21 protein-coding genes and 1 pseudogene are annotated in these 24,565 nt (G+C 68.7%); 12 read left to right on the top strand and 10 right to left on the bottom strand.

All coding sequences use genetic code 11. The features are described 5' to 3' along the window. Nucleotides 1–64 precede the first annotated feature (64 nt). The 5 genes and pseudogenes from AC3RJ7_RS18225 (at nt 65) to AC3RJ7_RS18205 (ending at nt 6,312) form a co-directional block, all read left to right on the top strand. Nucleotides 65–535 carry a hypothetical protein gene (locus AC3RJ7_RS18225; RefSeq protein WP_491457263.1) on the top strand — a complete coding sequence of 157 codons (471 nt, stop codon included), beginning with the start codon at nt 65–67 and terminating at the stop codon, nt 533–535. A 102-nt stretch (nt 536–637) separates the two neighbouring features. Further along, nucleotides 638–1,541, top strand: a pseudogene (locus AC3RJ7_RS18220) (IS982 family transposase). Nucleotides 1,542–2,020: 479 nt separating this feature from the next. Continuing rightward, nucleotides 2,021–5,467, top strand: a complete 3,447-nt coding sequence (gene mobF / locus AC3RJ7_RS18215) for a MobF family relaxase (protein ID WP_491457333.1) — start codon at nt 2,021–2,023, stop codon at nt 5,465–5,467. A 111-nt stretch (nt 5,468–5,578) separates the two neighbouring features. Further along, nucleotides 5,579–5,956 carry a sulfate permease gene (locus AC3RJ7_RS18210; protein WP_491457262.1) on the top strand — a complete coding sequence of 126 codons (378 nt, stop codon included), beginning with the start codon at nt 5,579–5,581 and terminating at the stop codon, nt 5,954–5,956. 89 nt (nt 5,957–6,045) lie between these two features. Then, the gene (locus AC3RJ7_RS18205; RefSeq protein ID WP_491457261.1) at nt 6,046–6,312 is read left to right on the top strand and encodes a hypothetical protein; all 267 of its coding nucleotides are present in this window, start codon (nt 6,046–6,048) and stop codon (nt 6,310–6,312) included. A 234-nt stretch (nt 6,313–6,546) separates the two neighbouring features. Here AC3RJ7_RS18205 and AC3RJ7_RS18200 read toward each other — a convergent pair whose 3' ends face one another. Next, nucleotides 6,547–6,894 (bottom strand): hypothetical protein, encoded by a 348-nt coding sequence (locus AC3RJ7_RS18200; protein WP_491457260.1) that lies wholly within the window; start codon nt 6,892–6,894, stop codon nt 6,547–6,549. A gap of 501 nt (nt 6,895–7,395) precedes the next feature. On the opposite strand from AC3RJ7_RS18200, the gene AC3RJ7_RS18195 reads away from it, so the two are divergent. Next, on the top strand, nt 7,396–8,106 hold the full coding sequence (locus tag AC3RJ7_RS18195) for a hypothetical protein (RefSeq protein WP_491457259.1): 711 nt from the start codon (nt 7,396–7,398) through the stop codon (nt 8,104–8,106). A 12-nt stretch (nt 8,107–8,118) separates the two neighbouring features. On the opposite strand, the gene AC3RJ7_RS18190 is transcribed toward AC3RJ7_RS18195, so the two are convergent. Beyond that, nucleotides 8,119–10,164 (bottom strand): ATP-binding protein, encoded by a 2,046-nt coding sequence (locus AC3RJ7_RS18190; protein ID WP_491457258.1) that lies wholly within the window; start codon nt 10,162–10,164, stop codon nt 8,119–8,121. 1,108 nt (nt 10,165–11,272) lie between these two features. Here AC3RJ7_RS18190 and AC3RJ7_RS18185 point away from each other — a divergent pair. From AC3RJ7_RS18185 to AC3RJ7_RS18170, 4 genes are all read left to right on the top strand, one after another. Beyond that, nucleotides 11,273–12,262, top strand: a complete 990-nt coding sequence (locus AC3RJ7_RS18185; RefSeq protein WP_491457257.1) for a hypothetical protein — start codon at nt 11,273–11,275, stop codon at nt 12,260–12,262. Between the two features lie 103 nt (nt 12,263–12,365). Further along, nucleotides 12,366–13,412: a permease gene (locus AC3RJ7_RS18180; protein WP_491457256.1), complete on the top strand. Its 1,047-nt coding sequence runs from the start codon at nt 12,366–12,368 to the stop codon at nt 13,410–13,412. A gap of 46 nt (nt 13,413–13,458) precedes the next feature. Then, nucleotides 13,459–14,190 (top strand): TIGR03943 family putative permease subunit, encoded by a 732-nt coding sequence (locus tag AC3RJ7_RS18175; protein ID WP_491457255.1) that lies wholly within the window; start codon nt 13,459–13,461, stop codon nt 14,188–14,190. After that, nucleotides 14,180–15,616: a hypothetical protein gene (locus tag AC3RJ7_RS18170; protein ID WP_491457254.1), complete on the top strand. Its 1,437-nt coding sequence runs from the start codon at nt 14,180–14,182 to the stop codon at nt 15,614–15,616. Before AC3RJ7_RS18175 ends, AC3RJ7_RS18170 begins: the two co-directional genes overlap by 11 nt. A gap of 76 nt (nt 15,617–15,692) precedes the next feature. On the opposite strand, the gene AC3RJ7_RS18165 is transcribed toward AC3RJ7_RS18170, so the two are convergent. Both AC3RJ7_RS18165 and AC3RJ7_RS18160 read right to left on the bottom strand, forming a co-directional pair. After that, a complete protein-coding gene (locus tag AC3RJ7_RS18165; protein WP_491457253.1) occupies nt 15,693–16,169 on the bottom strand; it encodes a hypothetical protein in 477 nt (158 codons plus the stop codon). Nucleotides 16,170–16,298: 129 nt separating this feature from the next. Next, on the bottom strand, nt 16,299–17,084 hold the full coding sequence (locus AC3RJ7_RS18160) for a metal-dependent hydrolase (RefSeq protein WP_491457252.1): 786 nt from the start codon (nt 17,082–17,084) through the stop codon (nt 16,299–16,301). A gap of 132 nt (nt 17,085–17,216) precedes the next feature. Between AC3RJ7_RS18160 and AC3RJ7_RS18155 the strand changes: the two genes are divergently transcribed. After that, nucleotides 17,217–17,714, top strand: a complete 498-nt coding sequence (locus AC3RJ7_RS18155; RefSeq protein ID WP_491457251.1) for a glutathione peroxidase — start codon at nt 17,217–17,219, stop codon at nt 17,712–17,714. Nucleotides 17,715–17,820: 106 nt separating this feature from the next. Further along, on the top strand, nt 17,821–18,324 hold the full coding sequence (locus AC3RJ7_RS18150; RefSeq protein ID WP_491457250.1) for a hypothetical protein: 504 nt from the start codon (nt 17,821–17,823) through the stop codon (nt 18,322–18,324). 29 nt (nt 18,325–18,353) lie between these two features. Here AC3RJ7_RS18150 and AC3RJ7_RS18145 read toward each other — a convergent pair whose 3' ends face one another. From AC3RJ7_RS18145 to AC3RJ7_RS18120, 6 genes are all read right to left on the bottom strand, one after another. Beyond that, entirely contained in the window at nt 18,354–19,802 is a 1,449-nt protein-coding gene (locus AC3RJ7_RS18145) for a dihydrolipoamide acetyltransferase family protein (RefSeq protein WP_491457249.1), read from the bottom strand. Continuing rightward, nucleotides 19,799–20,818, bottom strand: coding sequence for an alpha-ketoacid dehydrogenase subunit beta (locus AC3RJ7_RS18140; RefSeq protein ID WP_491457248.1), 1,020 nt, complete (start codon nt 20,816–20,818; stop codon nt 19,799–19,801). Before AC3RJ7_RS18140 ends, AC3RJ7_RS18145 begins: the two co-directional genes overlap by 4 nt. Continuing rightward, entirely contained in the window at nt 20,815–21,936 is a 1,122-nt protein-coding gene (gene pdhA / locus AC3RJ7_RS18135) for a pyruvate dehydrogenase (acetyl-transferring) E1 component subunit alpha (protein WP_491457247.1), read from the bottom strand. Before pdhA ends, AC3RJ7_RS18140 begins: the two co-directional genes overlap by 4 nt. Nucleotides 21,937–22,044: 108 nt before the next feature. Continuing rightward, a complete protein-coding gene (locus tag AC3RJ7_RS18130; protein WP_491457246.1) occupies nt 22,045–22,539 on the bottom strand; it encodes an Lrp/AsnC family transcriptional regulator in 495 nt (164 codons plus the stop codon). 14 nt (nt 22,540–22,553) lie between these two features. Further along, a complete protein-coding gene (locus tag AC3RJ7_RS18125; protein ID WP_491457245.1) occupies nt 22,554–23,357 on the bottom strand; it encodes an oxygenase MpaB family protein in 804 nt (267 codons plus the stop codon). Next, nucleotides 23,357–24,514 carry an aggregation-promoting factor C-terminal-like domain-containing protein gene (locus tag AC3RJ7_RS18120; protein WP_491457244.1) on the bottom strand — a complete coding sequence of 386 codons (1,158 nt, stop codon included), beginning with the start codon at nt 24,512–24,514 and terminating at the stop codon, nt 23,357–23,359. The genes AC3RJ7_RS18125 and AC3RJ7_RS18120 overlap by 1 nt, the downstream gene beginning before the upstream one ends. Between the last annotated feature and the right edge of the window lie 51 nt (nt 24,515–24,565).

Below are 24,565 nucleotides of genomic sequence, written 5' to 3'. Positions count from 1 at the left end.
CGATATGACGCGGACGTCTGGACGCTTGGGGTTCGGCTGGGTACTTGTGATCACGATGATCGCCGTGCCCGCCGCCCAACTGTTGACCGGGCAGTTCGGAAGCCCAGTCTGGACAGCTGTAACCTACGCGGTGTTGGCGGTAGCGATCTTTCTCTTGGTCGTACCACCGTTCTTCGCCGGGTCCTGGGCACGCGCCGCCCTACGTCAGGCGCGCGCGAGACAACCGGATGCGACTGCATTCGTAGCGATGCTGTGGGATGAGGGCGGACCACAGGAGCTAGTCGTCGTGGTAGGCGACAGTGGCCACTTGGACATGCGCGATAAGTCCGGGTCAATCTTCCACGTCTCATCAGATCGGATTCGTGGGGCAACCGTCGACTACGACAGAGTGACTGACCCGGCGATTGTCGTAGGCCTTGACAGTGGGACGCCGGTGCGGGTTGTCCCACTTAGCGAGAAGACTCTCTCGCGCAAACCACTCTGGAAAATCGAAGAACTCGCCAAGACGCTCGGTTCCCTCGGCAGATCTAGATGAGTGAGTCCTATTGGGCTTCGGCTGCTGGCGTGCGCGTATTCCATTTGGCATAACCAGTGCTCAATGCGGGGCTGAGCGGGCGGAGGGTGTTAAACCCCATGTGTGAAGACAGACCTCAACACCCTCCTGACCACACTGTACGTCCATCTCGATGACCGGATCCTTCCCGCGCTCGGTTTCTCCAGAGACCATCGCCCTGGACGCAAGCCCGCCTTCAACGATGTTGAGTTGCTGTGCTTGCTCGTCGCTCAGCACCTGCTCGGGATCGCGTCGGATCGCAAGTGGATCCGGTACGCCCACGCCAATCTGCTGGGGATGTTCCCGGCCCTCCCGCACCAATCCGGGTGGGGCAAACGCGTCAGGCAGTCGACTGGCCTGCTGTCCGCGGTGATCACCGAGCTCGCCCGCGATACCCCGTCGTGGGACGACGACACCAGGCTGATCGATTCAACACCGGTGCCGTGCGGGAAGTCCCGCGAAACAGTGAAACGCTCAGACCTTGCCGGTCATGCCGGCTACGGGTACTGCGCCTCTCATTCTCGCTTCTTCTGGGGCTTCCGGCTCTACCTCGTGTGCACTCCCGACGGGATGCCCGTCGTCTGGGCGCTCGCGAACCCGAACATCGGGGAACGCGAAGTCGCCCAGGCGATGCTCGGGCACGACCGACACTTGATCCATCCAGGACAGATCATCGTCAGCGACAAGGGGTTCGCAGGCGCCGCGTTCGAAGCGTTCATCACTGATGAACTCAATGCGCAACTGATCCGCCCCGACCGAAAGGACGAGAAAGCCCGGTTCGGCAAACTCGGCGGGGTCCGGCAATGGGTCGAGTCCGTGTTCGACACGCTGAAGGGCCAACCCACCCTCGAACAACACGGCGGACGCACCCCGGCGGGCGTCTACTCCCGCGTCGCCGCACGCCTCCTCGCCCTCGCCGCAGGCATCTGGCACAAACTGGCTCATCGACGCCCCCGCCAAGCGCTCCCTCACCGCCTACGACCACTGAGCCAAACGGACTCACTCATCTAGTGGCCGAGGCCCGGGCCGCTGACGCGCGGGCGTGTCCCTACGACTCTTCGGCGACGTAGCTGGCTTTGGGGACGTCGTATCCGATCGTCCAGGTGTCGGTGCCGAGCTCGAAGCTGTGTCGGCTCACTACCTGCTCCTTCCATCTATCACGGCGGTGCTGAAGTACCGCACCGTTCGAGGCCCGAGGTCGATGCTCGCGGGCGCGCTCCAAGTCTGTTGACTCGTTATCCGTGAGCCATCACCACCACAACTGGCGCTTTCGTAAGTCACATAGACTCGGCGCTACCGGGCCGGCACAGCCTCATCATAAATGGGCGCTTGTTCGAGAACCCCGCAGGAATTGACACCACCCAATGGGACTCACCCGAATCCCGACATAGTTCTGGCCACGCCTCTTGCAGATCGAGGGCGCGCACCTTGTCGGCATGATCGGGGGTAGCGCGGGTGACGGTGTCGATGCGGGTCATGAGCGCCGGCGACGGATATCGGTATCTGCTGCGCACAGTCGTCGCCGACGACAGTGAGCGGTCGCTTACGACGCCGTTGACGCGGTACTACGAGGCGAAGGGTACCCCGCCCGGTCGATGGATGGGCGGCGGCGTTCGCAGCCTCGCAGGCGGCCTACTCGTCGCCGGCAGCGAGGTCACCGAGGAGCAGCTCCAGTTGCTGATTGGCCTCTGCCGGGATCCGGTCACCGGTGATCCACTTGGCCGTGCGTTCCCGGAGTACGAAGGCGGCAAGCGTGCGGTTGCGGGGTTTGATTTCACGTTCTCAGTGCCGAAGTCGGCGAGCGTGCTCTGGGGCATGGCGGACGCGGCCACGCAGGAGGTCATCGTGCGGGCGCATCACGACGCGGTTGAGCAGGTGGTGTCGTTCATGGAGCGCGAGGTCGCCGCAACGCGCACCGGGGTCGCGGCCGGTGACGGCGCGGTTGCGCAGGTCGATGTGACGGGGTTGATCGCGGCGGCGTTCGATCATTTCGACAGCCGTGCGGGCGACCCGCACCTGCACACGCACGTGGTGGTGAGCAACAAGGTGCAGACCGTGCTCGATGGCAAGTGGCGCTCGCTCGACGGGCGTCCGCTGCACGCTGCGGTCGTCGCGCTGTCAGAACTGCACGAGGCGCTGTTCCAGGATGCGCTCACGCGTGCGCTCGGTGTCGAGTGGGAGCAGCGCGACCGCGGTCACGACCGCAATCCAGCGTGGTCGATCGCCTCAGTGCCGGAACAGCTGATCGCGGAGTTCTCAACGCGTTCACGCCACATCGACGCAGCGGCCGATCGCCTGATCGCCGACTACGTCGAAACGCACGGTCACCGCCCGGGTCGGGCAACGATCATGAAGCTTCGCGCGCAGGCGACGTTGTCTACGCGGCCTGACAAGCAGGTGCATTCCCTCGCTGAGGTCACGCACGGCTGGCGCGACCGTGCAACCGCAGTCCTCGGGCAGGACGCAACGGCATGGGCGCGCATTGCATCGGCAAACGTTGCACCGCTGCTGTTGCACGCTGAGGAGGTGCCGCTCGATGTCGTAGCAGCGCTTGGCGCACGGGTGCTGCACGCGGTTAGTGAGAAGCGTGCAACCTGGCGGCACTGGAATCTTGCGGCTGAGGCTGCACGCCAGACGATGCAGTACCGGTTCGCGACCGCATTCGATCGCGAAGTCGTCATCGGGCTCGTCGTCGACGCGGCCGAGCAGGCGTCGTTGCGGATTACGCCGCCAGAGCTCGCAGCGAGCCCGGCCGTGTTCCAACGAGCTGACGGTACGAGCGTGTTCCGACCGAAGCACTCGACCGTCTACACCTGCGAGGCGTTGCTCGACGCCGAGGCACACCTCCGTGAGCGTGCCGCGACGACGACCGGACCGACGATCGCGCCGGCGACCCTGCGCGACGTCTCCCGTCGACGACTGCCTGGTGGTGCCCGGCTGTGCGCCGATCAATCGGCCGCATTGCAGGCGATCGTCGGATCGGGTCGCATCGTTGACGTGCTGGTCGGTCCGGCCGGCGCCGGCAAGTCGACCGTGATGGGCGCTCTCCGCCTGGCTTGGGAGACCGAGTATGGGCGCGGCGCCGTGATTGGGCTCGCCCCGTCGGCGGCGGCCGCGCACGTGCTGGCCGAAGACCTCGGCATCGCAACCGAGAACCTCGCGAAGTGGTGGCAGAACCACCTCGCACACGGCGACGCCTTCCAGGCGGGCCAGCTCGTGATCGTCGACGAAGCATCACTTGCCGGCACGCAAGCGCTCGACCGAGTGAGCGCCCTCGCCGCGCAGGCGGGTGCCAAGGTCCTGCTCGTCGGGGACTACGCGCAACTGCAATCCGTGGACGCGGGCGGCGCGTTCGCCATGCTCGTGCACGACCGCCCCAACCCACCCGAACTCACAGATGTGCATCGCTTCGTCAACGCGTGGGAGAAGACCGCATCGCTCAGCCTCCGACGTGGCGACGTGGCATCCATCGACCGCTATCTCGCACACGATCGCGTGCAGGAGGGCGAAACCGAGACGATGGCGGATGCCGCCTACGCAGGCTGGCGTGCCGACGCTCGCGCCGGCCGGATGAGTGTGCTGATCAGCGACTCGAACGAGGCGGTCGCGGCGCTGAACGAACGGGCCCGCACCGACGCGATCCTCGACGGCCGCGTCGACGCCCTGCACGAGGTCGCCCTGCACGACGGCACCCGCGCCGGGGTGGGCGACACGATCATCACCCGCCGCAACGACCGACTGCTGCGCGCCGGCCGTGGATGGGTGCGCAACGGCGACCGCTGGACCATCCTGGCCGTGCACCACCACGGTGCGATCGAGGTCCGCCGACACGGGTATCGGTGGGGGAGCAGCACCCTGCTGCCCGCCGATTACGCCGCCGAGCACGTCGAGCTCGGGTACGCCGTGACCGCCCACCGCGCCCAGGGCCTGACGACCGATACCGCGCACGTGGTCGTCGCCCGCGGCATGACCCGCGAGAACTTCTACGTCGCAATGACCCGCGGCCGCGAAGCGAACACCGCCTACGTTGCCCTCGACCGTCCGGATGTCGCACACACCGGCATCCGACCCCGCGACGATGTCGACGCGACCGCCGAGTCGGTGCTCGCCGGCGTGCTCCAGCACGTCGGAGCGGAACTCTCCGCGCACGAGATGATCACGGCTGAGCAGGAGGCCTGGGGATCGATCGCGCAACTCGCCGCAGAATACGAGACCATCGCCGCCGCCGCGCAACATGACCGTTGGGTCGCACTCGTCCAAGGCTGCGGACTCACCGCCGAACAAGCGGACGCTGCGATCGTCTCGGACGCGTTCGGATCACTCGGCGCCGAACTCCGATGGGCGGAGGCGCACGGGGCGAACGTCGCACTGTTGCTGAAACGCGTGGCCGGCGAGCGCGGGTTCGACGATGCGGCCGACATCGCGGCAGTCCTGCGGGCACGGGTCACGCGCGCCCTGATGCAGGATGCTGCAGCTGGACGTGCAGCGCGTACTCCGCGCTTCGTCGCGGGACTGTTGCCAGTCGCGTGCGGTCCGATGGATGCCGAGTCCGAGCGCGCTCTGCGCGAGCGGGCCAACCTCATCGAGGCGCGAGCAACGGCGTTGGCCAAGCATGCCGTGACATCGGGGGAGTCATGGTTGCGTGCGCTCGGCACCGCGCCAACCGGCGCTGGCTCGGCCGCGTGGTGGCGATGCGCGGCCACCGTCGCTGCGTACCGTGACCGCTACCGGATCGTCGGCGGTCGTCCGCTCGGCATCGGGCAACCGATGTCCGACGCCCAGAAGGCGGATGCGGTGCGCGCCCGCGCCGCCGTCGAAGCAGCCCGGCGCATCGAGGATCGCGAGGCCGATCCGTCACTGGCTCGCGGGCCGAACGTCTCGCCCGGTCTTTCGGATGTCGATCTTCGGGTCTAAAGTGCAGGTCGAGCAGCAATCAATGTGTTCGCCGTCGTTCGACACGATGGCACGACGCCTGGCAGGCCGTCTCTCCTGGTTCTCGCTGCTGACCGATCGGAGAGCAGCCGCATGTTCGCAATCGTCTTCGCCATGACTGTCCGCATGGCGACGTTCTTTCGTCGCTTCATGCCGACCAGCATCCTGCTCGATGCTGTTCACACGCGTCGCGGCCTGAAGTGGGGCGTGCCGGCGATGCTGCTCGCGGTACCGTATCTGCTTGCCGCGGTGGCATTCACTGGGCTGACTGAGCGCGGCGGGTGGTACAGCTTGCTCGCCCTGCTCTGCGTGTGGGACGCGTTCAAGTTTCTCGTTGCAGGTCCCGTCACCCTCGTGCGCCTGCTGCGGGTGCGGGCACGGGAGGCACGCGCTCGTCAGATTCTCGCGATGCTCGATCTCGAGGATGGGCAGCAGGGCACAACGCTCGTCGAGCCGGCGCTTCAGCACTGAAGGAGCGGTCGAGCGGCACGGCGCCGCCTGCGCACCTCCTTCTCACGGCAGGCTTGTCACGTACGAGCGTGCCGACAGGGAGGCCCCGCATGGCGATTTCGCAGGAACAGTTTGACGACCTGCTCGGCCGTACCGCGCTGGCTTCGCTGTTCTACCTTCCGGAGGTGACCGTCGAGGACGGCGCGTACCGGTTGCAGGACGATGTCGAGTATTGCCTGCAGCCGGTCGATGGTCTGCCCGCTACCGACATGGAGCGCCTGCGGGAGTCGATCGGGCGAGCAATCGCGGACCCGACCGCATTCAGGTCTGATTTGCTCGCGCTTGTCGCGGAACTGGCGCCGCCGCCGAACGAGTAGGCGATGATGACGCGTTCAGCCGACAAGGATGTCGTGGCCACTTTCTCGCCACGGCATCACGTGCCCCAAGTCGTGATCTCGCCACCCTGTCCGGTTTCCCGGGGCTATCGGCGAGAGATCTATTACCAGCGATGCTATCGGTGTCTGGGCAGCCGTGGGAACAGAGTCCGGCCCAGCTTGCTTCGCGCAATTCGTCGACGAGCTCCTTGTCGACGAGCCGCGAAGGCTTGCCCGTCAGCGCCAGTCGGGGCTGGTCGTCAGCGGCGGGTTATCCGGCGGGTCCAGCGGACCAAACGTGTGCTGGCGGTAGCTGCGTTGTGGCACCAGTCGCTTCCCGGCCTGTGCCTTCTTGAGCCACTCGATGAGTTCCGCGATGTCCTCGCCGCGCATGCCTTCCTTGCGGAGCTTGGCGGCGAACGCGTCCGGAGAAACGCCGTGCCAGCGGCGGCGCGCGTTCATGAGGTCTGCCTTGAACTTCGCCTTCTCGTTCCACTTCAGGTGGTTGTTGTAGCCCTTCGCCCACCGCGCGAGAGACTCGGCGATAGTGGCGACGCTCGGCGGAAGGCCGTCGACAAGTTCCATACGTCAGTCATAGCGCTGGGGTCTGACAACGTGCGTGCGCTGCGCGAGGGCCGCTCGATGTCTGCTCGTGTTACAGAGGAAAGCAAGACCGGAAACCGTGCGCCCGCTCTGCGAACGGCCATCCTCTTTCACAGTTCACGGCTCGCGGGTGAGATGGCGGAGGGCGACAGACTCGAAGGAATCAAGACTGCTGTCGCGATGGCCGAGATTCGGCCCTATTGCTACGTGCTCTTGGATTCTCCGCGTGGCGACCCGCGTGCGGGTGCTCGAGGTGTCGTCACGCGCGGGCCGCAATGTGGCGCCGTTTCAAAGGCTTGACGGGTGGAAGCGAGGAGCAATCGCGCGAGCGCTCAAGAGCTGCGCCGCTGTCCGTTTTGCGGCGCCGTCGGCGTGAAATTCAGTAAGGAACATTGGCTTCCCCGAGACTGGGGCGAGTACTTTCCGAGACACCCGAGTCTGATCTCGGCGCGGCACGACTACGGCGGCGAAAGCAGGAGCCGCGTGGAGAACCTCAGCCAGTTCGACAAGCAGTTCGATGGCATCTGTCGCGACTGCAATAGCGGCTGGTTGCGGGAGCTCGACGTCGCCGCAAAGCAGGTCGCACTCGACCTTGCATTCCGGCGTCGCATGTACATTGCGGCTCCTGAGGTACTGCCGCTGGCAGCCTCGCTGTACCGCGCAGCCCTGATTGGCATGTGGGGGCAGCGCGACGCCTACGGCCTGCCGACACGGCGCTTCCCCGAGTTCCACGAACTCCGTCGACCGCCCAACGATGTCCACATTCTGCTGGGTCACAACGACGAGGGATACCTCTATGCTGGCGGGAACTACAGCGCCATCACCGTCGATGGTTTCAGCACCACGGCGGTCCGTTGCTTCTCGTACGGCGGTCTCGGGCACCTGTTCGTGGTCGTCATCGTCAGCGAGCCCGAATTGTCCACAATCGTCCGTGAAGTCGTGCGCGCGGTGAAGCGAGCAGCCAACGGAACCCTGGTCTCGTTGTGGCCGAACCGTCGCCGTCGTGCCGACCTGCCGAGGCAACCCATCACCCGTGAGACTGCCGCGCGCGTCACCGAGCTTGGAGTGGCGCTCGGACTGCGTGACGACCCCGTCCCGCACACGCCCGTCCCCGAGCAGGTGCTGGCGAAGTACCCGACTCGTGAGGCGCTCAACCGCAGTGTTCGCATGCCGACCAAGCAGATTGATTGGTGAGAACCGAAGCGATTAGTGCGCCGTTGGAACGCTTACCCCATCTGTGCGCGGGGCAGCGTCTTCTGCTGCGGCCGAGCGAGGCACACCATCGTCCGGCGCTGGGACGGGCGTCGGCATCAGCACGGTCGGAAGTACCTTCCCGTGCCGCTCGCGCAGATACTCGATGCTCGCCTCAGAAGTGGGGTCGTACCCGAGTGCGTCCTTCACAAACTTCATGCGATGCCGCGCATCCTGGATGATCCGCGCCCACGTCACGGCCCGAATGATTACGTGATGTCCGTTCTCCGAGTAGTCCTGGTACACGTCATCCGGCAGATTGCCCTGGCCGAACTTGTGCTTGATGCGCGGGTCAATCTCGTCGCCGACAATCCAGAACTCCCAGGTGGTGTCCACGGCCGCGAACCGCGTATCGGCGGCAACAGTCTGGGCGTAGTTCTCGATCTGGTCGAGCTGCTCCTTGCCGATCGAAACGGACGGCCGCTTGAGTTCGATCACGATGTGTTCGCGGTGATTGCGCGACTGCTCGATGACCCGGCTCAACATCATGTCGACGACCACAACCCGACCGTCGCCGTCGGTGACCGGTGCCTCCAAGTCGCTCGGCGCGAGATCGTCGCGGCCGAGCAACTTGGTGTGGGCTCTGAGCGCTGTACGCAGCGTGTTGTCGTCGACGGTAAGTGCGTACTCCTCACGGAAGACCCAGGTCTCTTCGGCGAGGATTCGGTGGAGTTGGCGCCGCTCGGTGACCAGCTTCTTGAGCTCGCGGTCGTTGATAATCTCCTCGAGGCCGGTGAGGAACTCAAGCCGGCCGACTACCTGATTGCCGACCCGTAGTAGCGCCCCGAGAGACGTCTTCTTGATGAGGTCGCTCAGTTCGTCGGCCTGCTCCGGCGTGAGGTTGAGCACCTCTTCAAGGATGTGACGGACGTTCGACGGGCTCGTCTCGACGGCGTTCTTCAGCAGTTCCAGGGACAGCTTCCGCGAGGAGAAGTCCGTCTTCTCAACCACTGGCGCCGCCGCTACAGCAACGATGTCGAAGATGCCGCGGGCTGCCTCCTCCACCTTGTTCTTCGGCGGCTCCCGGAACGGGTACGAGTCCTCATCCCGCCACTGCTTGATGAGTTTGGCTGACCGTTCGTCCTCTTTCTCCGAGAAGTGCTTCCGAAGTGCGTCTCGCGCCGCGTCGAGGACGGACTTGATGGGTTCGGGTGCGCTGTCCTCGAGTGTCAGCAGGCTGACATCCGTGGCGAACCCGCTCCACTTGACGTACCCGGTGAAGTGGTAGCCCGGCGCCTGGATGCCTGGCTTCATGTCGTGGAGCGAGTTGCCGGCCCCATCGCAGAGGTAGAGGTGACGCTGCACCGCCGACTTCCACTCGATTACGGTGAGCACGATTTCATCGTCGATGCCCTCCACCGCCAGAGGGATTTCGACCTGATCCTTCTTGAGCGCTTCGACGTTGAGGTGCTGGCCTCGCCAGGAGAGGTTCAGGTCGTACTGCTCGATCTGCAGAGCAAACGTCGTCAGGAGATCTTCCGCGACCGCGTCGGATTCCGCGTAGGAGGCACCACGTTGGGAAAGCGCAGCGATCTCCACGCTGACGCCAGTGGGCGCATCGGGAGCAGGGGACAGGTCGGATACCGTGAATCGCTTGAGTTCGGCCTTGTTGGCTGAGATGGAGAATCGCACTCGCCCGTCGCCCGTGCTGTCCGCAACGCTCGTCCATCGCACCGAATCGCCGACGCCCAGTGCGGCCCAACGCCCTTCGCCGCGTTCGCCATGGAGCGCGCGCCCACCGGGACTCTGTTGTGTCAGGCGCTTCCACGAGTGCCCCAGAGCGCCGAAGGTCTGCTTCCGGTCGTCCGGTGCGATGCCAACGCCGTCATCGATAACCGTGATCTTCTCGGGGCCACCGAGCGCGCCGAACTCGACATCCAGCGCGATATTCGTGGCATCCGCATCGATCGCGTTCCAGACCAACTCGGCCAGCGCCACCTTGGGTGTCTTGGCGAGCGTGACGAGATGCGCGTGTTCGACGACGACGTCGAGATTCTCCATATGCACAGCATCGCATGAGGCGCCGACCTTACTCGCGTGCACGGTTGGTGATCGGGTCGGGTGACATGCAGGCGCAAACTCCTTTGGGGCGTCCGTGAGCGCTGCGGTGAAAGTCCGTATCGCGTCCCTTGAATATGCCATCTGGGCGCCTTAGCGTGGCAGGATTTCTCCTACCCAGAACTGGGGGTACTGCTCACTGCAGCTGTTGTCGACGACGCGTGAATACTGACCCCTGAACGTCGGATATATGTTGACCCCTGCGTCACATCTTGTGATGTCGTGAGAGGGAACAAACGCATGGTCGTTACCGAGTCCTTTTTGGGTCCCGTTTTCAACCCCAAACACCGCCATCTGACCACAACCAACCGGCGTCTCAGTATCGGCCGCACAGCCGCGCTGCTTTATGATTACTGGTATCCACAACCAAACACGTGCGCTCAAGTCGTATGCAGCACTGTCAGGGGGTCAGGGGTTCGAGTCCCCTCAGATCCACCAAGAACCCCTGATGAATCGTGAGATTTGTCAGGGGTTTTTTCGTTGAAACTGGTCGAAAAGTGGCGTTCGAGGCTGTTTTGGGTCACGCTTCAGAACGATGACTGGCTTCCACAGGCATCCACATGCGATGTCCTGAGCGGGCAGGCAACTCGGCGTGACGCGCACTCCTGGGGAGTATGAGCACATCGACCGTCACACTGTTCCGGCATCCCGGTTCGTCGAGCCGGGGGACCACTACCTCAGCGTCGACGAGCTGGGGTTGACCTCAGCGCCGAACTGGCGCAGCACCTGCAGCTGTCCGAAGAGACGTTCGCGAGCGTGAGGAAGACCGGCTCGCTGGGCGATCACGCGTACGCTGCAGCGCTCCGACCTCGATCCGGACGACCGGACCGCATGGCTCGCCTCGATCGGAAGCCGCCATCACCGAGGTCATCGATCGGGACGCTGCGCGAGTGGGATAGGCGACGACGTTCCCCGTGATGTCTCCTGCTGATCGTCGGCAGGCTCGTGCGGCAGCCGACGCCTATCGCCAGCGGATGGAACGAGGCTTGAATCTGGCGCTGCGGGCAATGCTCGTGGGATCATGAGCGAGTCCGCCGCTCAGGGGGGTCACATGCGCAGGTTCACCGCCCGCCTCAGCCGGCCCGCGATCCGCGGAGCCATCGCGGTTGTCGCGACAGGCCTGGTCTACTTCGCGTTTCGTTCAGCCGGCTGGTCGTGGGGCATCGGATCCTCGCTCGGCAGCGGGTACGCGGTCTGGTCTGCGACCGCCTCGATCTCTCTCGTGATCTGGGGTGCGGTGTGCATCGCCGGGTACGCCGCGCTGTTGCGACCGGCGCAACCCGCGTGGCGGCGGGAGGACTTGCTCTGGTGGGTGTCCGCCGTCGTGTCCTACCTGCTGCTCGCTGCCGCCGCCTCGCTCATGCTGCTCTTCGTCACTCGTGGTGAGGGTGCGGCGCCGGTCGGTACCGGCGATCGGGCTCCCGACGACGGAATGTACGTCGTCATCGTTCTGCTGATGGTGCTCGGGTGGGCCGCGGCTGCGCCGTGGATCTGGCTGATCTGGATCGGCCACGAGCAGTCGCGAGCGACCGCCGAGTCGATCGACGCGATCCACTCGCCTCCGGCGTCCGACGAGTACGACCCGCGGGTGCTCGACGGGCGTGACATCCGCGAGTCCGCCGTGGCCATGGATTCGGTCTGGCGTGCGATCGAGCGCACCGCATTGGCCCTGGGGCTCCTGCTCTCCACGCTCGTGCTCAACACCGCGGTCATGCGCTCGGTGCGGATCGCCTCCGGGAGCGCGACCAACGAGTCCTTCCCCGCGTGGTACGTCCTTGCGTACGGCGGATTCTTCGCCCTCGTCCTGGCCGCCCTGCTCGTCCCGCTGATCGTCGCCTGGCGGAACGACGGCATCCGACTCGCGGACCGAGCGCTCGCCCCGCCCGCCTCGGGCGTTCCGAGCCAATCGCAGGCCGAGGCGCGCGAGCGGCTGCTCGCCCGCCTCGGCATCGACCGGTCGGTCCTTCGTCGCCCGATCACGGTACTCAGCGTTCTCGCCCCGCTCGCGACGGCGTTCGCCACCGCACTGGTACCGATTTGATGAGCCGGGCGGGCGAGCGGATCGGCCCGCAACGGACTGAGCAACCCGAAATTGCCCGACTCGTATTGAGAAGTGTTCTCGATTCATCGGTAACCTTGAACGGATGTCTCGCCCGCCCGTCGCTCCCGCAAACGCCCTCACTCGGGCTGGGAGCGCCGGCATCCGCCGACGCGCGGGGGCGGGCGCCGGTCTGGCGATCGGGGTCGGCGCCGTCCTCGCCCTCACCTCGGTGCGGCTCTTCGCTCCCGAAGAGCTCGGCGACCTCCTGTCGGACGGGGTTCAGGATGCGATCACGCTGTCGGCGAGCATCGTCATCGAGAGCCTGCCGTTCGTGTTCCTCGGCATCCTGCTCTCGATCGCGGTCCAGTTGTGGCTGCCGGCCGACTTCCTGACCCGGCGCCTTCCGCGCAATCCGTTCGCCCGGCGTGCGATCGTGTCCCTCCTCGGCGTGCTGCTGCCCGTCTGCGAGTGCGGCAACGTGCCGCTCGCGCGCGGCCTGATGCAGCGCGGGCTGTCCGTGGGGGAGTCCATGACGTTCCTGCTCGCGGCGCCCATCCTGAACCCGGTGACGATCATCACGACCTACCAGGCATTCGGGTGGAGCGACGGCATCCTCGTGTGGAGGGTGGTCGGCGGTTTCGTCATCGCGAATCTCGTCGGCTGGGTCTTCAGCCGCCATCCCGAGCCGATGTCGCTGCTCACCCCGCGATTCCAGGCGACGTGCGCCCACACGCCCGAGGATGCCTCGGGCAGACCTCGGCGCGCAGCCCGGATGTTCGCCGACGAGACCTCGGCGATGCTGCCCGCGCTCTTCGTCGGTTCCGCGATCGCCGGCGTCATCCAGGTCGCGATGTCCCGCGACCTGCTCGTCGCGCTCGGGCAGAACCCGGTGCTGAGCGTGCTCGCCCTGATGCTCCTCGCGTTCGTCGTCGCGATCTGCTCGAACGTCGACGCGTTCTTCGTCCTCTCGTTCGGATCGACGTTCATGCCGGGCGCGATCGTCGCATTCCTCGTGTTCGGTCCGATGATCGACATCAAGATGCTCGCACTCATGCGCACCACGTTCACGGCTCGAACGCTCGCGCAACTGACGGCGATCGTGGCACTCGCATGCCTGGCACTGGGGCTGGGGGTCAACCTTGCGGCCTGATCTCATCACCCGCTGGAAGGGGATTGCGCTCACGCTCGTCGGAGTCGTGGCCACCGTCTGGCTCGCCGCCACCGGCCGGCTCGGCCTCTACATCCATCCGCGCTACTTCGTGTTCACCGCGGTCATGGCGGTGGTGGGTGGTGCGGTCGCGCTCGCGGCACTCGCGCTCGCGACGAACTCCGCTTCCGGCAGCGCCGACGAGCACGCGGGCGACGAGGTCGCTTCCGATGCGATTGCTGCGTCGGCCGCGGGTTCGGCCCGACGTCGGCGTCTCCGCTCCGCGCTCACGATCACGATCGTGCTGGGCGCGGCCGTCGCGCTCCTCGTCTTCCCGCCCGCCACGTTGACCGCCCAGACCGCAGTGCAGCGCGACATCGATCGCACGAGCGCCGACCTCGCCGGTGATGCGCCCGACCTGGCGGGCGCCGACCCCTCGACCTTCACGGTGAAGGACTGGGCGCTCCTCCTGCGGCAGACCGACGACCCCGCATCCTTCGGATCGCAGCCCGTCGAGCTCGTCGGATTCGTCTCGCCGATGCCGGGCGACCCCGACGACGGCTTCTACATCTCTCGCTTCACCGTCACCTGCTGCGCGGTCGACGCGCAACCGATCGGCGTTCCCGTGCACGTTCCCGGCTGGAAGGATCGATTCGCCGTCGACGACTGGGTGGAGGCGTCCGGCGTTTTCGTGACGGACCCATGGGGTGCGGGCGAGCTCGTGCTGCGGCCTGAACTGATCGAGCCGACCGAGCAACCTGGGGAGCCGTATGTCTACTGACGGTGGCACGGCTCCGCCCGAACTCGGGGACCGGGCGGCCGACGGAAGGGCACGGTTCCGCCGAGGGCTCATCACGACCGTCGGTGTGCTCGCGGGAGCGTCGCTCGTGCTCGGCATGGCGGGAGTCTGGCAGGGGCCGCGACTCACCGAGGCCGCGATCGACGTGCAGCAAGCCACGCGTACGGCGGACACGGGGCTCGTCCTGCGCCTCAACCAGCCGATCGCGCGCGTGGAGGGCGACGTCAAGATCACGCCCGACGAACCGGCCGACGTCGCGATCGACGGAGACCGGCTCGTGATCTCCTTCGAGCGGCCGCTTCCGTACGACACGGAGATCCACGTGGAGGTCGACGGCGTCGTCGGCACGGCCCAGCCCGGGTCGACCCGTATCGACTACCGGTTCTCGACGAGCGACGAGCCGATCTATACGCTCGTGCGGCGCGGCGGCGACGCTGCAGCGGATGCGGTGCGGCGGACGACGGTCGGCGACGCGACCCCGCGCGAGGTGATCGAGGCCCCGCGACTGCAATCATTCGCCCACGCCGGAAACGTCGTCGTCGGGGTCGCGATCGAACGCGACGCCTCGAACTCGCTGCTGATCGCCGGCCTCGGCGACGCGGTCATCCCGCTCGACCTCCCCGAACCCGGCGTCGTCGCCGACATCGCGGGATCGACGACGAATCCGCTCATCGCGTTCCGGATGTCCGGTCTGCCGCGCGAAGACGGCGGCCTGCCCCGATTCCGCAACGCACTCTTCACCCTCGACGTCTCGGGAAGCACGGCCGCCCCCGTGCCGGTCGTCGGGCTCGACGGGGCTCCACTCGAGGTCGCCGATTGGCGATTCGTCCCCGGCACGACCTGGCTCGTCGTGCGCGACGTCGACGGCGTGGTCTTCACCGTCGATGCGCTCGGCCTCGCACCGCCGGCCCCCCTCGGTGCCCATGCGGAGCTCCGTGGTCTCCTCCCGGGAACGGCCGATCTCGTCGTCGCGGATCCGGACCGAGGCATCCTGATCGATCTCGTCACGGGTGAGGCTCGATCGAACGATCTCCCGGTCGCCGATCTGCCCGATGGAGCGCACGCCGGCCGGGTGCTGCAGCTCGACGCCGAGGGGCGGCACCTGCTGGACGTGCTGCTCGTCTCGGCGTCGGCCGACGGAGGGGTCGAGACGCACTCGATCGTCGCTCGCGTGGACGACGCGGGCACCGCCGTGCTGTACTCGGCGCCGGACGACAGTCGGGTGGTGAGCGCGTGCCTGTCACCAAACGGGCGGTTGCTCGCCGTCGAGACGGCCGGCCGGGATGTCGCGTCGGACGGTTACCCGAACGCGCCAGCGCCCTCCGAGCGACTGACGAGCATCATCGACGTGGCGACCGGCGCGGTCGTCCGTTCGCAGAACGGCGGTTCCTCCGACTGGTGCGCCTGATCCGGTCGTGCGATGGACGGGGGCGTCGTCCGCTCGTACGAATCGGACGACCATGCCCGGTCGGGTTCGGCCCGGTTCACATCCTCGCGGCGATCAGGATGCTCGACGTGATCACGTACGCCATGGCCGAGAGCACCGGGGCGCTCGCCGAGATGACGATGGCCGCGACACCGAAGGCTCGGCCCCGCTTCAGCACGACGGCGAAGATGCCCTGCACGAGCGCCCACACCCCGATGACGGTGCCGAAGACCACGTGGAGGATCACGATCATGCCGAGCTGGACGTCGGTCGTGTTCACCGGTGCGGCGAAGTCCTGCTCGATCGTGGTGTACGGGTCGACCGTGCTCCCCGCGAACGCGCCGGCGAGCACCGCCACGATGAGCGAGAGCAGCGTCAGGGCGGTCGCGCCGGCGAAGGCGACGATGCCCAGGGTCGGTCGCGGAGCCGTGGGCGCCGGGGCGACCATGTACGGCGGAAGCGGCCCCGCGTACGACGACGTGCCGACGGGCACGTGCGCGGCCGACTGATCACGGGGCGAATCGAACGACTCCACTGAGACTCCATCTCCAACCTGCGGCGGCGTCGCCCGCCGACCACGGTCAGGCAACCCTACCGGGTGGGGAGCGACGGTCGAGCACCCGAATCGCTCGCGCGAGGCCCGGTCGTCCGGGGCCTTCCGTGTTCACGGCAGCACCGCGCCGCCGAGGCCCGCGGCCATCGCCACCTCGGCGATGACGGCGACCGTGCAATAGAGCGTCAGCACGCCGCCGAAGGCCTTCTCGCGGAGCGAACCCGTGTCACCGAGAAGCGGCAGCGCGACGAACCCGTTCGGCAGCCAGACGCGGTTCACGAGCGGCACCGAGCGCACGAACGAGGGTGGTCGCGGCATCCACGGCCACAGGACCCCCGGCAGTCCGCCCGTCGTGAGCGCATCGCCGGCGAGGTGTGCGATGAAGCCCAGTGCGACGGCCAGCGGGAACCAGGCGAGCCCGTCGGGGACCACGACGACCAGCACTGCAGCGAGCGCGATGCCGGCCACCCACGCGGTGAACCACGAGCGCACGAGGTCGCGCGCCTTCACCGCGAAGCACGTGAGCGCCGCGATCCCGGCTCCGACGCCGAGCGCGACCGTGCCGAGGCGCTCGGTGGAGAGCGTCGCGAAGGTGAGCGCCCATGCGGCGATCGTGACGAGCAGCGCGCCGAGCAGGGAGTGCGCGCCGTGCCGATGCCCGCCCGAAACCGCCTCGACCGTGCGCGCCGTCAGCCGTCCGAGCAGCGGCACCGACTGCGCGATGGTCGCACTGTGGTGGTCGGCGTCGGGCAGGAGCGCGGCCCCGGCGCAGACGACCGACCCGGCGAGCACGGCGACGGGATCGAGCGGAAGCGCCCCGGTCGACAGGTACGGAACCGTTCCGGTCACCGCGATCCACACGGCCCCGCCGCTGACCGCGTGGTTGACGCCCATCATCGCCGGACGCCGTCGGGAGTGCTGCGGACGGCGGGCGGGGAGCGGTGCATCGGGTCGGGTCCTTCCGGTAGGGCGTTGCGATCGTAGCGGTCGCCGCCCACATGCCGGGCACCGGCGTCGTAGGCTCGAGATGTGCAGATCCGAGACATCCCGCTCACGACCATCGACGGCGAGCCCGCAACGCTCGCCGACCACGCCGACGACGTCGTCATGGTGGTGAACGTCGCGTCTCGCTGCGGGCTCACGCCGCAGTACGAGAAGCTCGAGGCCCTGCAGCGGGAGTACGGCGACCGGGGGTTCACGGTCATCGGCTTCCCGTGCAACCAGTTCGCCGGCCAGGAGCCGGGCGGCGCCGACGACATCAAGGAGTTCTGCTCGATGACCTACGGCGTGAGCTTCCCGCTCATGGAGAAGACGAAGGTCAACGGCCGTCATCGTCATCCGCTGTACGAAGCGTTGACGAAGGTGCCGGATGCCCGCGGCAAGGCCGGCCGGGTGAAGTGGAACTTCGAGAAGTTCGTGATCATGCCCGACGGCGAGGTGCACCGCTTCCGGCCGACGACCGAGCCCGACGACCCGGCGATCATCGAGACGATCGAGCGCGGCCTCGAGGAGCGCCGCGCGGCCTGAGGCATCCGCGCGCACCCGGCGCGGTTCCTTGACCCTCCGACGGGGGCGGCCCACAATTGGGGGGGTCCACCCGAACAGTCGACCTGTACTCAGGAGCGGAGTCCGAATGTCTGACGTGTACGCCCGTCCGAGCCGCGACGAGCAGCCGACGGTGCCCGATTTCGCACCGGCGCCCGAGCCCGCTGACGACGAGGTCCTGACCCCGCCCGCTCCCACGCACGAGGCCCGGCCCTGGGGTCGCGACCTGCGCTTCATGCTCGTCGTGCTCGTGGCCGTCGTCGTGCTGTTCATCTCCTTCGCGCTCGTCCTGGCCTTCGGCCCGTCGGCGGGCGCCATCAGCGCCCTCGCGATCGTGGCGGCGCCCATCGCGACGATGGTCGCGGCCTACTACGGCATCTCGCTCGCGCTCCGGCAGGTGCGCGACGCGCGCGACGCCGCCGAAGCGGCCGAGGCCCGTGCCCGGGCGGCGGAGACGAGTGCGCGCGAGTCCGATGCGTGGGCCGCCCAGATGGAGTCGGGACTTCGAGTGTCCGTCGCGAAGCTTCGCGCCGCAGGCGTCGAGACCCGCGACGTCGAGCGCGCCGCGGGAACCCCCGACGAGTTCTTCTGACCCGAGCTCGATCGGCTCGAACGACCGGCTCAGAGTTCGGCGAGCACGGAGACCGGGTTCTCGATGCAGCGGGCCACGAACGTGAGGAACGCCGCGGCCTCGGCCCCGTCGCACACGCGGTGATCGAACGAGAGCGTGAGCTCGGTGACCGTTCGCACCGCGAGCGCCCCGTCGACGACCCAGGGGCGTTCGACGAGCCGACCGATGCCGAGCATCGCCGCCTCGGGATGGTTGATGATCGCGGCCGAACCGTCGACCCCGAGCGTGCCGTAGTTGTTGAACGTGAAGGTTCCGCCGGTGAGCGCGTCGGGCGCGAACGCACCGGTCGACGCCGCCTCGGTCTGCACGCCGATCGCGTCGCGGAGCTCGCGCAGGTTCATGCGCTCGGCGCCGTGCACGACCGGGACCATGAGCCCGCGCGGAGTCTGCGCGGCGAGCCCCAGGTTGACGGCGCCGTGCACCACGAGTTCGCCGCGCTCGGCGTCGTAGCTCGAGTTGAGCCGCGGATGGCGGCGCAAGCCGGCGACCACGAAGCGGGCGATGATCGCCGTGGTGCCGAACCGTTCGCCCGTCGCCTCGCTCAGGCGGCGCCGCGCCTCGACGAGCGCGGTCGCGTCGACGTCCATCCACACGGTCGCCTCGGGGATCTCGCGCCGCGAGCGTGAGAAGTGCGCGGCGGCGGCACGGGCGACGCGGTCGAGGGGCAGTCGCTCGTCGCCGGCGGCCGCCGCGGCCGGCGGGGCGGCGGCGGGGGCGGGCGACGGCGTGGATGCCTCGATGAGGGCGGCTTCCGCGGTCGGGGCGCCCGCGCGCTGCGCCCCTTGCTGGTCGATGAACGCCTCGACATCGCGCCGCATCACGAGGTGGTCGGGCCCGGTGCCGGTCAGCCGACTCGCATCGAAACCGTGCTGGCGTGCGAGGCGCCGCACGATGGGCGACACCACGGGAGAGCGACGTGCCGCGTCGAGCAGCGCCGGCCGGCTCGCCGGGGAGCCGGCGACCGTGCCGCCGCCCGCACCGCCGCCGGTGCGCCGACGCCCGAACCGCGCGGGCGCCGAGGCTGCGCGCTTCGTGACGTTGCTCGTCCGGGTGCCGTAGCCGATGAGCACGGCGCCCGACTCCTCGGTCGCGACCTCGGTCGGCGCTGCGACGCCGGGTTCGGCGGCGACCGGAGCGGCCGGAACCGCCCTCTCGCTCGACGAGGGCGTCCCGCCCGAGGCATCCGCGGGCGGTGCATCGGCTGCGACGCCGAGCGTCAGCAGCACCGCGCCCGCATGCAGGGTCTCGCCGACCTGGCCGCCGAGCGACTCGACGACGCCGGCGAAGGGGGTCGGCAGTTGCACGACCGACTTCGCCGACTCGAGCTCGACGACGGGCTGGTCGATCGCGACCTCGTCGCCGGGGGCGACGAGCCAGGCGACGATCTCGGCCTCGGTCAGGCCCTCGCCGAGGTCGGGCAGGATGAACTCGCGGGTCATGCGTCCCACTCCCAGGTGTCGAGCGCGGCGAGCACGCGGTCGGCCGTCGGCAGGTGGTGCTCCTCGAGCTTCGGCGACGGGTAGGGGATGTCGAATCCGGCGATCCGCAGGATCGGCGCCGCGAGGTGGTGGAAATTGCGCTCGGTCACACGCGCGGCGACCTCGGCGCCGTACCCGCCGAACTGCGCGGCCTCGTGGATGACCGCCGCGCGCGACGTCTTGCGCACCGACGCGCTCACGGTCTCGTCGTCGAAGGGTGAGAGGCTGCGCAGGTCGACCACCTCGATCGAGAGTCCCTCGTCGACCGCCGCGTCGGCCGCCTCGAGCGCCGTGCGCACGGTCGGCCCGTAGGCGAGCAGCGTGACGTCGGTGCCCTCGCGGACGACCACGGCGCGGTCCATCGGCGCCGTCGTGACGGGCAGCGCGAGCGGGGCCTTCGCCCAGTACCGGCTCTTCGGCTCCATGAAGACGACGGGATCGTCGCTGTCGATCGCCTCGCGCAGCATCGAGTACGCATCGGCCGGGTTCGAGGGCATGACGACCGTGAGGCCGGGCGTCGAGGCCCAGTACGACTCGGAGGAGTCGGAGTGGTGCTCGACGCCGCCGATCGCCCCGGCGCACGGGATGCGCACGACCATCGGCAGGGTGACCCGGCCCTTGGTGCGGTTGCGCATCTTCGCGACGTGGGAGACCATCTGCTCGAACGCGGGGTAGCTGAAGGCGTCGAACTGCATCTCGACGACGGGGCGCATGCCGTACATCGCCATGCCGACCGCCGTTCCGATGATCCCCGACTCGGCCAACGGGGAGTCCCAGATGCGGTCTTCGCCGAACTCGGCCTGCAGTCCGTCGGTCACGCGGAACACGCCGCCGAGCGGGCCGACGTCCTCGCCGTAGACGATGACGCGGTCGTCGGCGGCCATCGCGTCGCGCAGGGCGGCGTTGAGCGCGCCCGCCATGGTCAGTTCGGTGGGGGATGCCTCGGTGCGGGCGTCCGCGGCGACGGTGGCGGTCATCGGGCGGTCTCCTGGGCGGTCGCGGCCAGTTCGGCCTCGAGGAAGGCTCGCTGCTCGGCGAGCGAGGCGCGGGGGCGCGAGTACACGTGGTCGAAGAGCTCGAGCGGGTCGAGGTCGGCTTCGACGGTCATGACCTCCCGGGTGGCGGCGGCGAGCTCCTCGGCGGCATCCGTGATCTCGGCCCGGAGGCTCTCGGTGAGCGCGCCCTCGGAGACGAGGTACTTCTCGAGCCGCTCGATCGGGTCGCGCCGCTTCCAGTGCTCGACGTCGCGAGCCGAGCGGTAGCGCGTCGGGTCGTCGGAGTTCGTATGCGACTCGATCCGATAGGTGAGGCCCTCGATGAGGGTCGGGCCGCCGCCTGCCCGCGCCCGCTCGACCGCCGCCGTGGTGACGGCGTACATCGCCGCGATGTCGTTGCCGTCGACGTGGAAGCCGGGCATGCCGTAGCCGACGGCCTTGTCGGCGAGGGTCGCCGCGTGCGTCTGCCGTGCGAGCGGCACGCTGATCGCGAACTGGTTGTTCTGGACGATGAAGACCGTCGGGGTCTGCCAGACCGCGGCGAAGTTGAACGCCTCGTGCGCATCGCCCTCGCTCGTCGCGCCGTCGCCGAGGAAGGTGAGCGCGACGATCGGGTCGTGACGGAGGCGTGCGGCGTGCGCGAGCCCGACGGCGTGGAGCGCCTGGGTGGCGAGGGGGGTGGCCTGCGCCGCGGTGCGGTAGGCGTGCTGGTCGTACCCGTTGTGCCAGTCGCCGCGGAACGACTGGAGGATCTCGCCGGGAGCGATCCCCCGGGTGAGGAGGGCGATGCTGTCGCGGTAGGTCGGGAACAGCCAGTCGGCCGGGTCGAGCGATGCGACGGCGCCGATCTCGCACGCCTCCTGGCCGTAGGCGGACGGGTAGGTCGCGAGCCGTCCCTGCTTCGTGAGCGCCGTCACCTGCACGTCGAACCGGCGGGCGACGACCATCTTGCGGTAGAGGTCGAGGAGCGTCTCGAGATCGGGCAGGGAGAACCCTCCGGTCGCCTGGCCGGAGACCGCGTGGCCGGCGTTGTCGAGCAGCCGGAGCGGCTTCACGGCGGGGAGGGTGCGCGTCGGGAGGTGCTCCACGTTGAGGCTCATGTGCCCATCGTGCGACATGTTCGCCAGCCCGGACGGGCGTGTCGAGCAAGCGTGAACGAACGGCCCGCGGTCGTCGGAATCGGTGCCGATCGTCCACCTGCCGAGGAGTCAGCTGCGCCAGATGTCCAGCGTCTGCGCGGGCGGCTGCCCGTCGATCTCCTCGAGGATGAGGTGGCTCCGGGTGGACACGACGCCGGGCATGTCGTGGATGTCGCGGAGGATGGCCTGGCTCAGCTGCTCGTGGTCGGGCGCGCTCACCGTGAGGATGATGTCGATGTCGCCCGACACCGCCTGCACCTTCTCGACGAACGGCAGCTGCGCGAGCTTGGCCGCGATCTCCTCCCAGGAGACCTCGCCGATGCGGACGACGACGAGCGCTGAGATGTGGAGGCCGATCGACCGGCGATCGATCTGCGCCCCGAAGCCCGTGATGACCCCGCGCTGCTGCAGCTGCTGCAGCCGGTTGTGGGCGGCCGTGCGCGAGATGTGCACGCGGTCGGCGAGGGTGCGAACGGAGAGCCGCCCGTCGCGGCTGAGTTCGGCCACGATGCGTCGGTCGATGCTGTCGAGCGCATCGTTGCGGTGCGGTGCCTGGGGGGTCATCGTCGTCCTCTGCCTCACCGCCCAGCGTACCGGTTCGAGCGCCTCGCGCGCCCGAGCGAGGCCCGCATCGGGGCATGCCTCACGACCCGCGGAAGTCGCGGCCAGACGACCGCCACGACGCGCAGCCACGCGTCGCTCACCCGCTCGGCGCGGGGCGTCCAGCGGAACCCGTACGCCTCCCGGACCCCGGGAGGCAGCAAGGCCGCCGTGATCAGCCGGACGAGGGGCAGGAGGAGGCGCGAGCCGGGCGGCAGCGCCGGAGACTCGGTGAGGAGCGTTCGTGCGATGCGACGCGCGTCGTCACCGACCTCCAGCGCGGCCGTCCGATCCTTCCACCAGTCGTCGAACTCGGCGCGGGTCGACGGCCATCCGGCCCGCCCCGCCTGCAGGCCGAGGCCCAGCGCGCCGTAGCCGCGGACCACGATGTCGGCGGTGCCCGGGTCGAGCGGACCCCAGAGGCGTTCTTCGAGGCGCAGGGCGGTCGCGAGGATCGTCGACGCCACCCAGCGCTGGGCATCGGGGTCGAACGCGCTGTAGGCGGGCGCCTCCGCGCCGCTCGGGCCGCGCACCGGTCCGTGGCGCCGGTTCACCCGGCGCACGGCGTCGCGCACGATCGCGTCGTCGCCGAACCCGATCGCGTAGACGTAGTCGAGCGTGCCGAACAGCCGGTCGAGCGGACGATGCGCGAAGTCGCTGTGACGGGCCACGCCGCTCGCGACCCGGGGGTCGGCGAGCTGCAGCAGGATCGCCGCCCCGCCACCGAGGAGGAGCACTCCCTCGGCCGCGTGTCGCCGGAAGACGAGGTCGTCTGGGTTCATCAGTACCAATTGAACCGCTCCGAGTGCGCCCATGCACCGCACGGGGTGCCGTAGCGACCGGAGATGTACGACAGTCCCCACTCGATCTGCGTGGCGGCGTTCGTGCGCCAGTCGGCGCCGGCGGCGGCCATCTTGCTGCCGGGAAGCGACTGGGGGATGCCGTACGCGCCGCTCGAGGCGTTGTACGCATCGGCGCGCCAGCCCGATTCCCTGTTCCAGAGCAGCACCAGGCACTCGAATTGCGCCGAACCCCAGCCGTAGCGCCCGACCGCACCGGCCGCGTAGGCCTTCGCGGCCTCGGGATCGACGACCACTCCCGGCGGCGGTGCATCCCCGCCGGAGCCGCTGCCCGAATCCCCAGTGTTCTCGGCGGCCTCCTCCGCGGCGCGCTCTCGCGCTTCGGCCTCGAGGCGGGCCTGCTCGCCGATGCGGTACCGGCGCTCGAGCGCGACCGACCGGTCCCGAAGGCTCGCGAGCTGCGCGTAGAGCGTCTCGAGCGTGCGCCGCTGCTCGGCGACGCGGGCTTCGGCGGCCTCGTGCGCGGCGCGGGCCTCGTCGGCGGCCTCTTCCGCCGCGGCGGCGAGGCGGGCGCGTTCCTGCTCCGCGACGTCCGCATGCGCGCTGATCGAAGCGGACTCCGCCCGCGCGGCGCCGGCCCGGACGGCGAATCCGGCCGCGAGATCGCTGAGCTGCGCCCCGCGCGTGAGGCCGTCGAGCAGGTCGCCCGCATCAGTGCCCTCGCCCGCCTCCGCGAAGAGCCGGAGTGCGACATCGGCGCCGCCGGTGCGCGCGAGCACCGAACTCAGGTGGGCGAACCGCGCGGACGCGTCGTCCGCGGTCCGCGCCGCCGCGGTCGCGGCCGTTCGCAGGTAGTCGGCCCGGGCAGCGGCCGCGCGGTGCTCGGCACCGGCGACCGCGGCGGTCGACGCGGTCTCGACGGCGAGGTCGCCGAGCCGGCCGGCCTCCTGCTCCAGGCCGTCGACGAGGGTCGTGATCCGGTCCGCCTCGGCCTCCCGGGAAGCGACGCCCTGCTTGGCGGCCTCGACCTCGTCCCAGCTCGGATACTCCTCGGCGGCAGCGGGTGGGGCCGTCGCGCCGAGCGCCGCGATGAGGACCATCGCGGTCGCGGCGTGCACGACCAGGCGTCTGCGGCGCATCGACTCACCCCTCCCGAGGCCGCGAGTCTACCCACGGCCCCGTTCGGCGCC

It is taken from the genome of Agromyces solani (assembly GCF_058349925.1).
This window is presented reverse-complemented; position numbering and strand designations above follow the sequence as displayed.

Bases quoted from the DNA above. Each gene is read 5' to 3' on its own strand.
- mobF (WP_491457333.1), top strand. From the start codon at position 2,021: ATGCGGGTCATGAGCGCCGGCGACGGATATCGGTATCTGCTGCGCACA.
- AC3RJ7_RS18210 (WP_491457262.1), top strand. From the start codon at position 5,579: ATGTTCGCAATCGTCTTCGCCATGACTGTCCGCATGGCGACGTTCTTT.
- AC3RJ7_RS18205 (WP_491457261.1), top strand. From the start codon at position 6,046: ATGGCGATTTCGCAGGAACAGTTTGACGACCTGCTCGGCCGTACCGCG.
- AC3RJ7_RS18200 (WP_491457260.1), bottom strand. From the start codon at position 6,894: ATGGAACTTGTCGACGGCCTTCCGCCGAGCGTCGCCACTATCGCCGAG.
- AC3RJ7_RS18190 (WP_491457258.1), bottom strand. From the start codon at position 10,164: ATGGAGAATCTCGACGTCGTCGTCGAACACGCGCATCTCGTCACGCTC.
- AC3RJ7_RS18185 (WP_491457257.1), top strand. From the start codon at position 11,273: ATGCGCAGGTTCACCGCCCGCCTCAGCCGGCCCGCGATCCGCGGAGCC.
- AC3RJ7_RS18180 (WP_491457256.1), top strand. From the start codon at position 12,366: ATGTCTCGCCCGCCCGTCGCTCCCGCAAACGCCCTCACTCGGGCTGGG.
- AC3RJ7_RS18170 (WP_491457254.1), top strand. From the start codon at position 14,180: ATGTCTACTGACGGTGGCACGGCTCCGCCCGAACTCGGGGACCGGGCG.
- AC3RJ7_RS18160 (WP_491457252.1), bottom strand. From the start codon at position 17,084: ATGATGGGCGTCAACCACGCGGTCAGCGGCGGGGCCGTGTGGATCGCG.
- AC3RJ7_RS18150 (WP_491457250.1), top strand. From the start codon at position 17,821: ATGTCTGACGTGTACGCCCGTCCGAGCCGCGACGAGCAGCCGACGGTG.
- AC3RJ7_RS18145 (WP_491457249.1), bottom strand. From the start codon at position 19,802: ATGACCCGCGAGTTCATCCTGCCCGACCTCGGCGAGGGCCTGACCGAG.
- AC3RJ7_RS18140 (WP_491457248.1), bottom strand. From the start codon at position 20,818: ATGACCGCCACCGTCGCCGCGGACGCCCGCACCGAGGCATCCCCCACC.
- pdhA (WP_491457247.1), bottom strand. From the start codon at position 21,936: ATGAGCCTCAACGTGGAGCACCTCCCGACGCGCACCCTCCCCGCCGTG.
- AC3RJ7_RS18130 (WP_491457246.1), bottom strand. From the start codon at position 22,539: ATGACCCCCCAGGCACCGCACCGCAACGATGCGCTCGACAGCATCGAC.
- AC3RJ7_RS18125 (WP_491457245.1), bottom strand. From the start codon at position 23,357: ATGAACCCAGACGACCTCGTCTTCCGGCGACACGCGGCCGAGGGAGTG.
- AC3RJ7_RS18120 (WP_491457244.1), bottom strand. From the start codon at position 24,514: ATGCGCCGCAGACGCCTGGTCGTGCACGCCGCGACCGCGATGGTCCTC.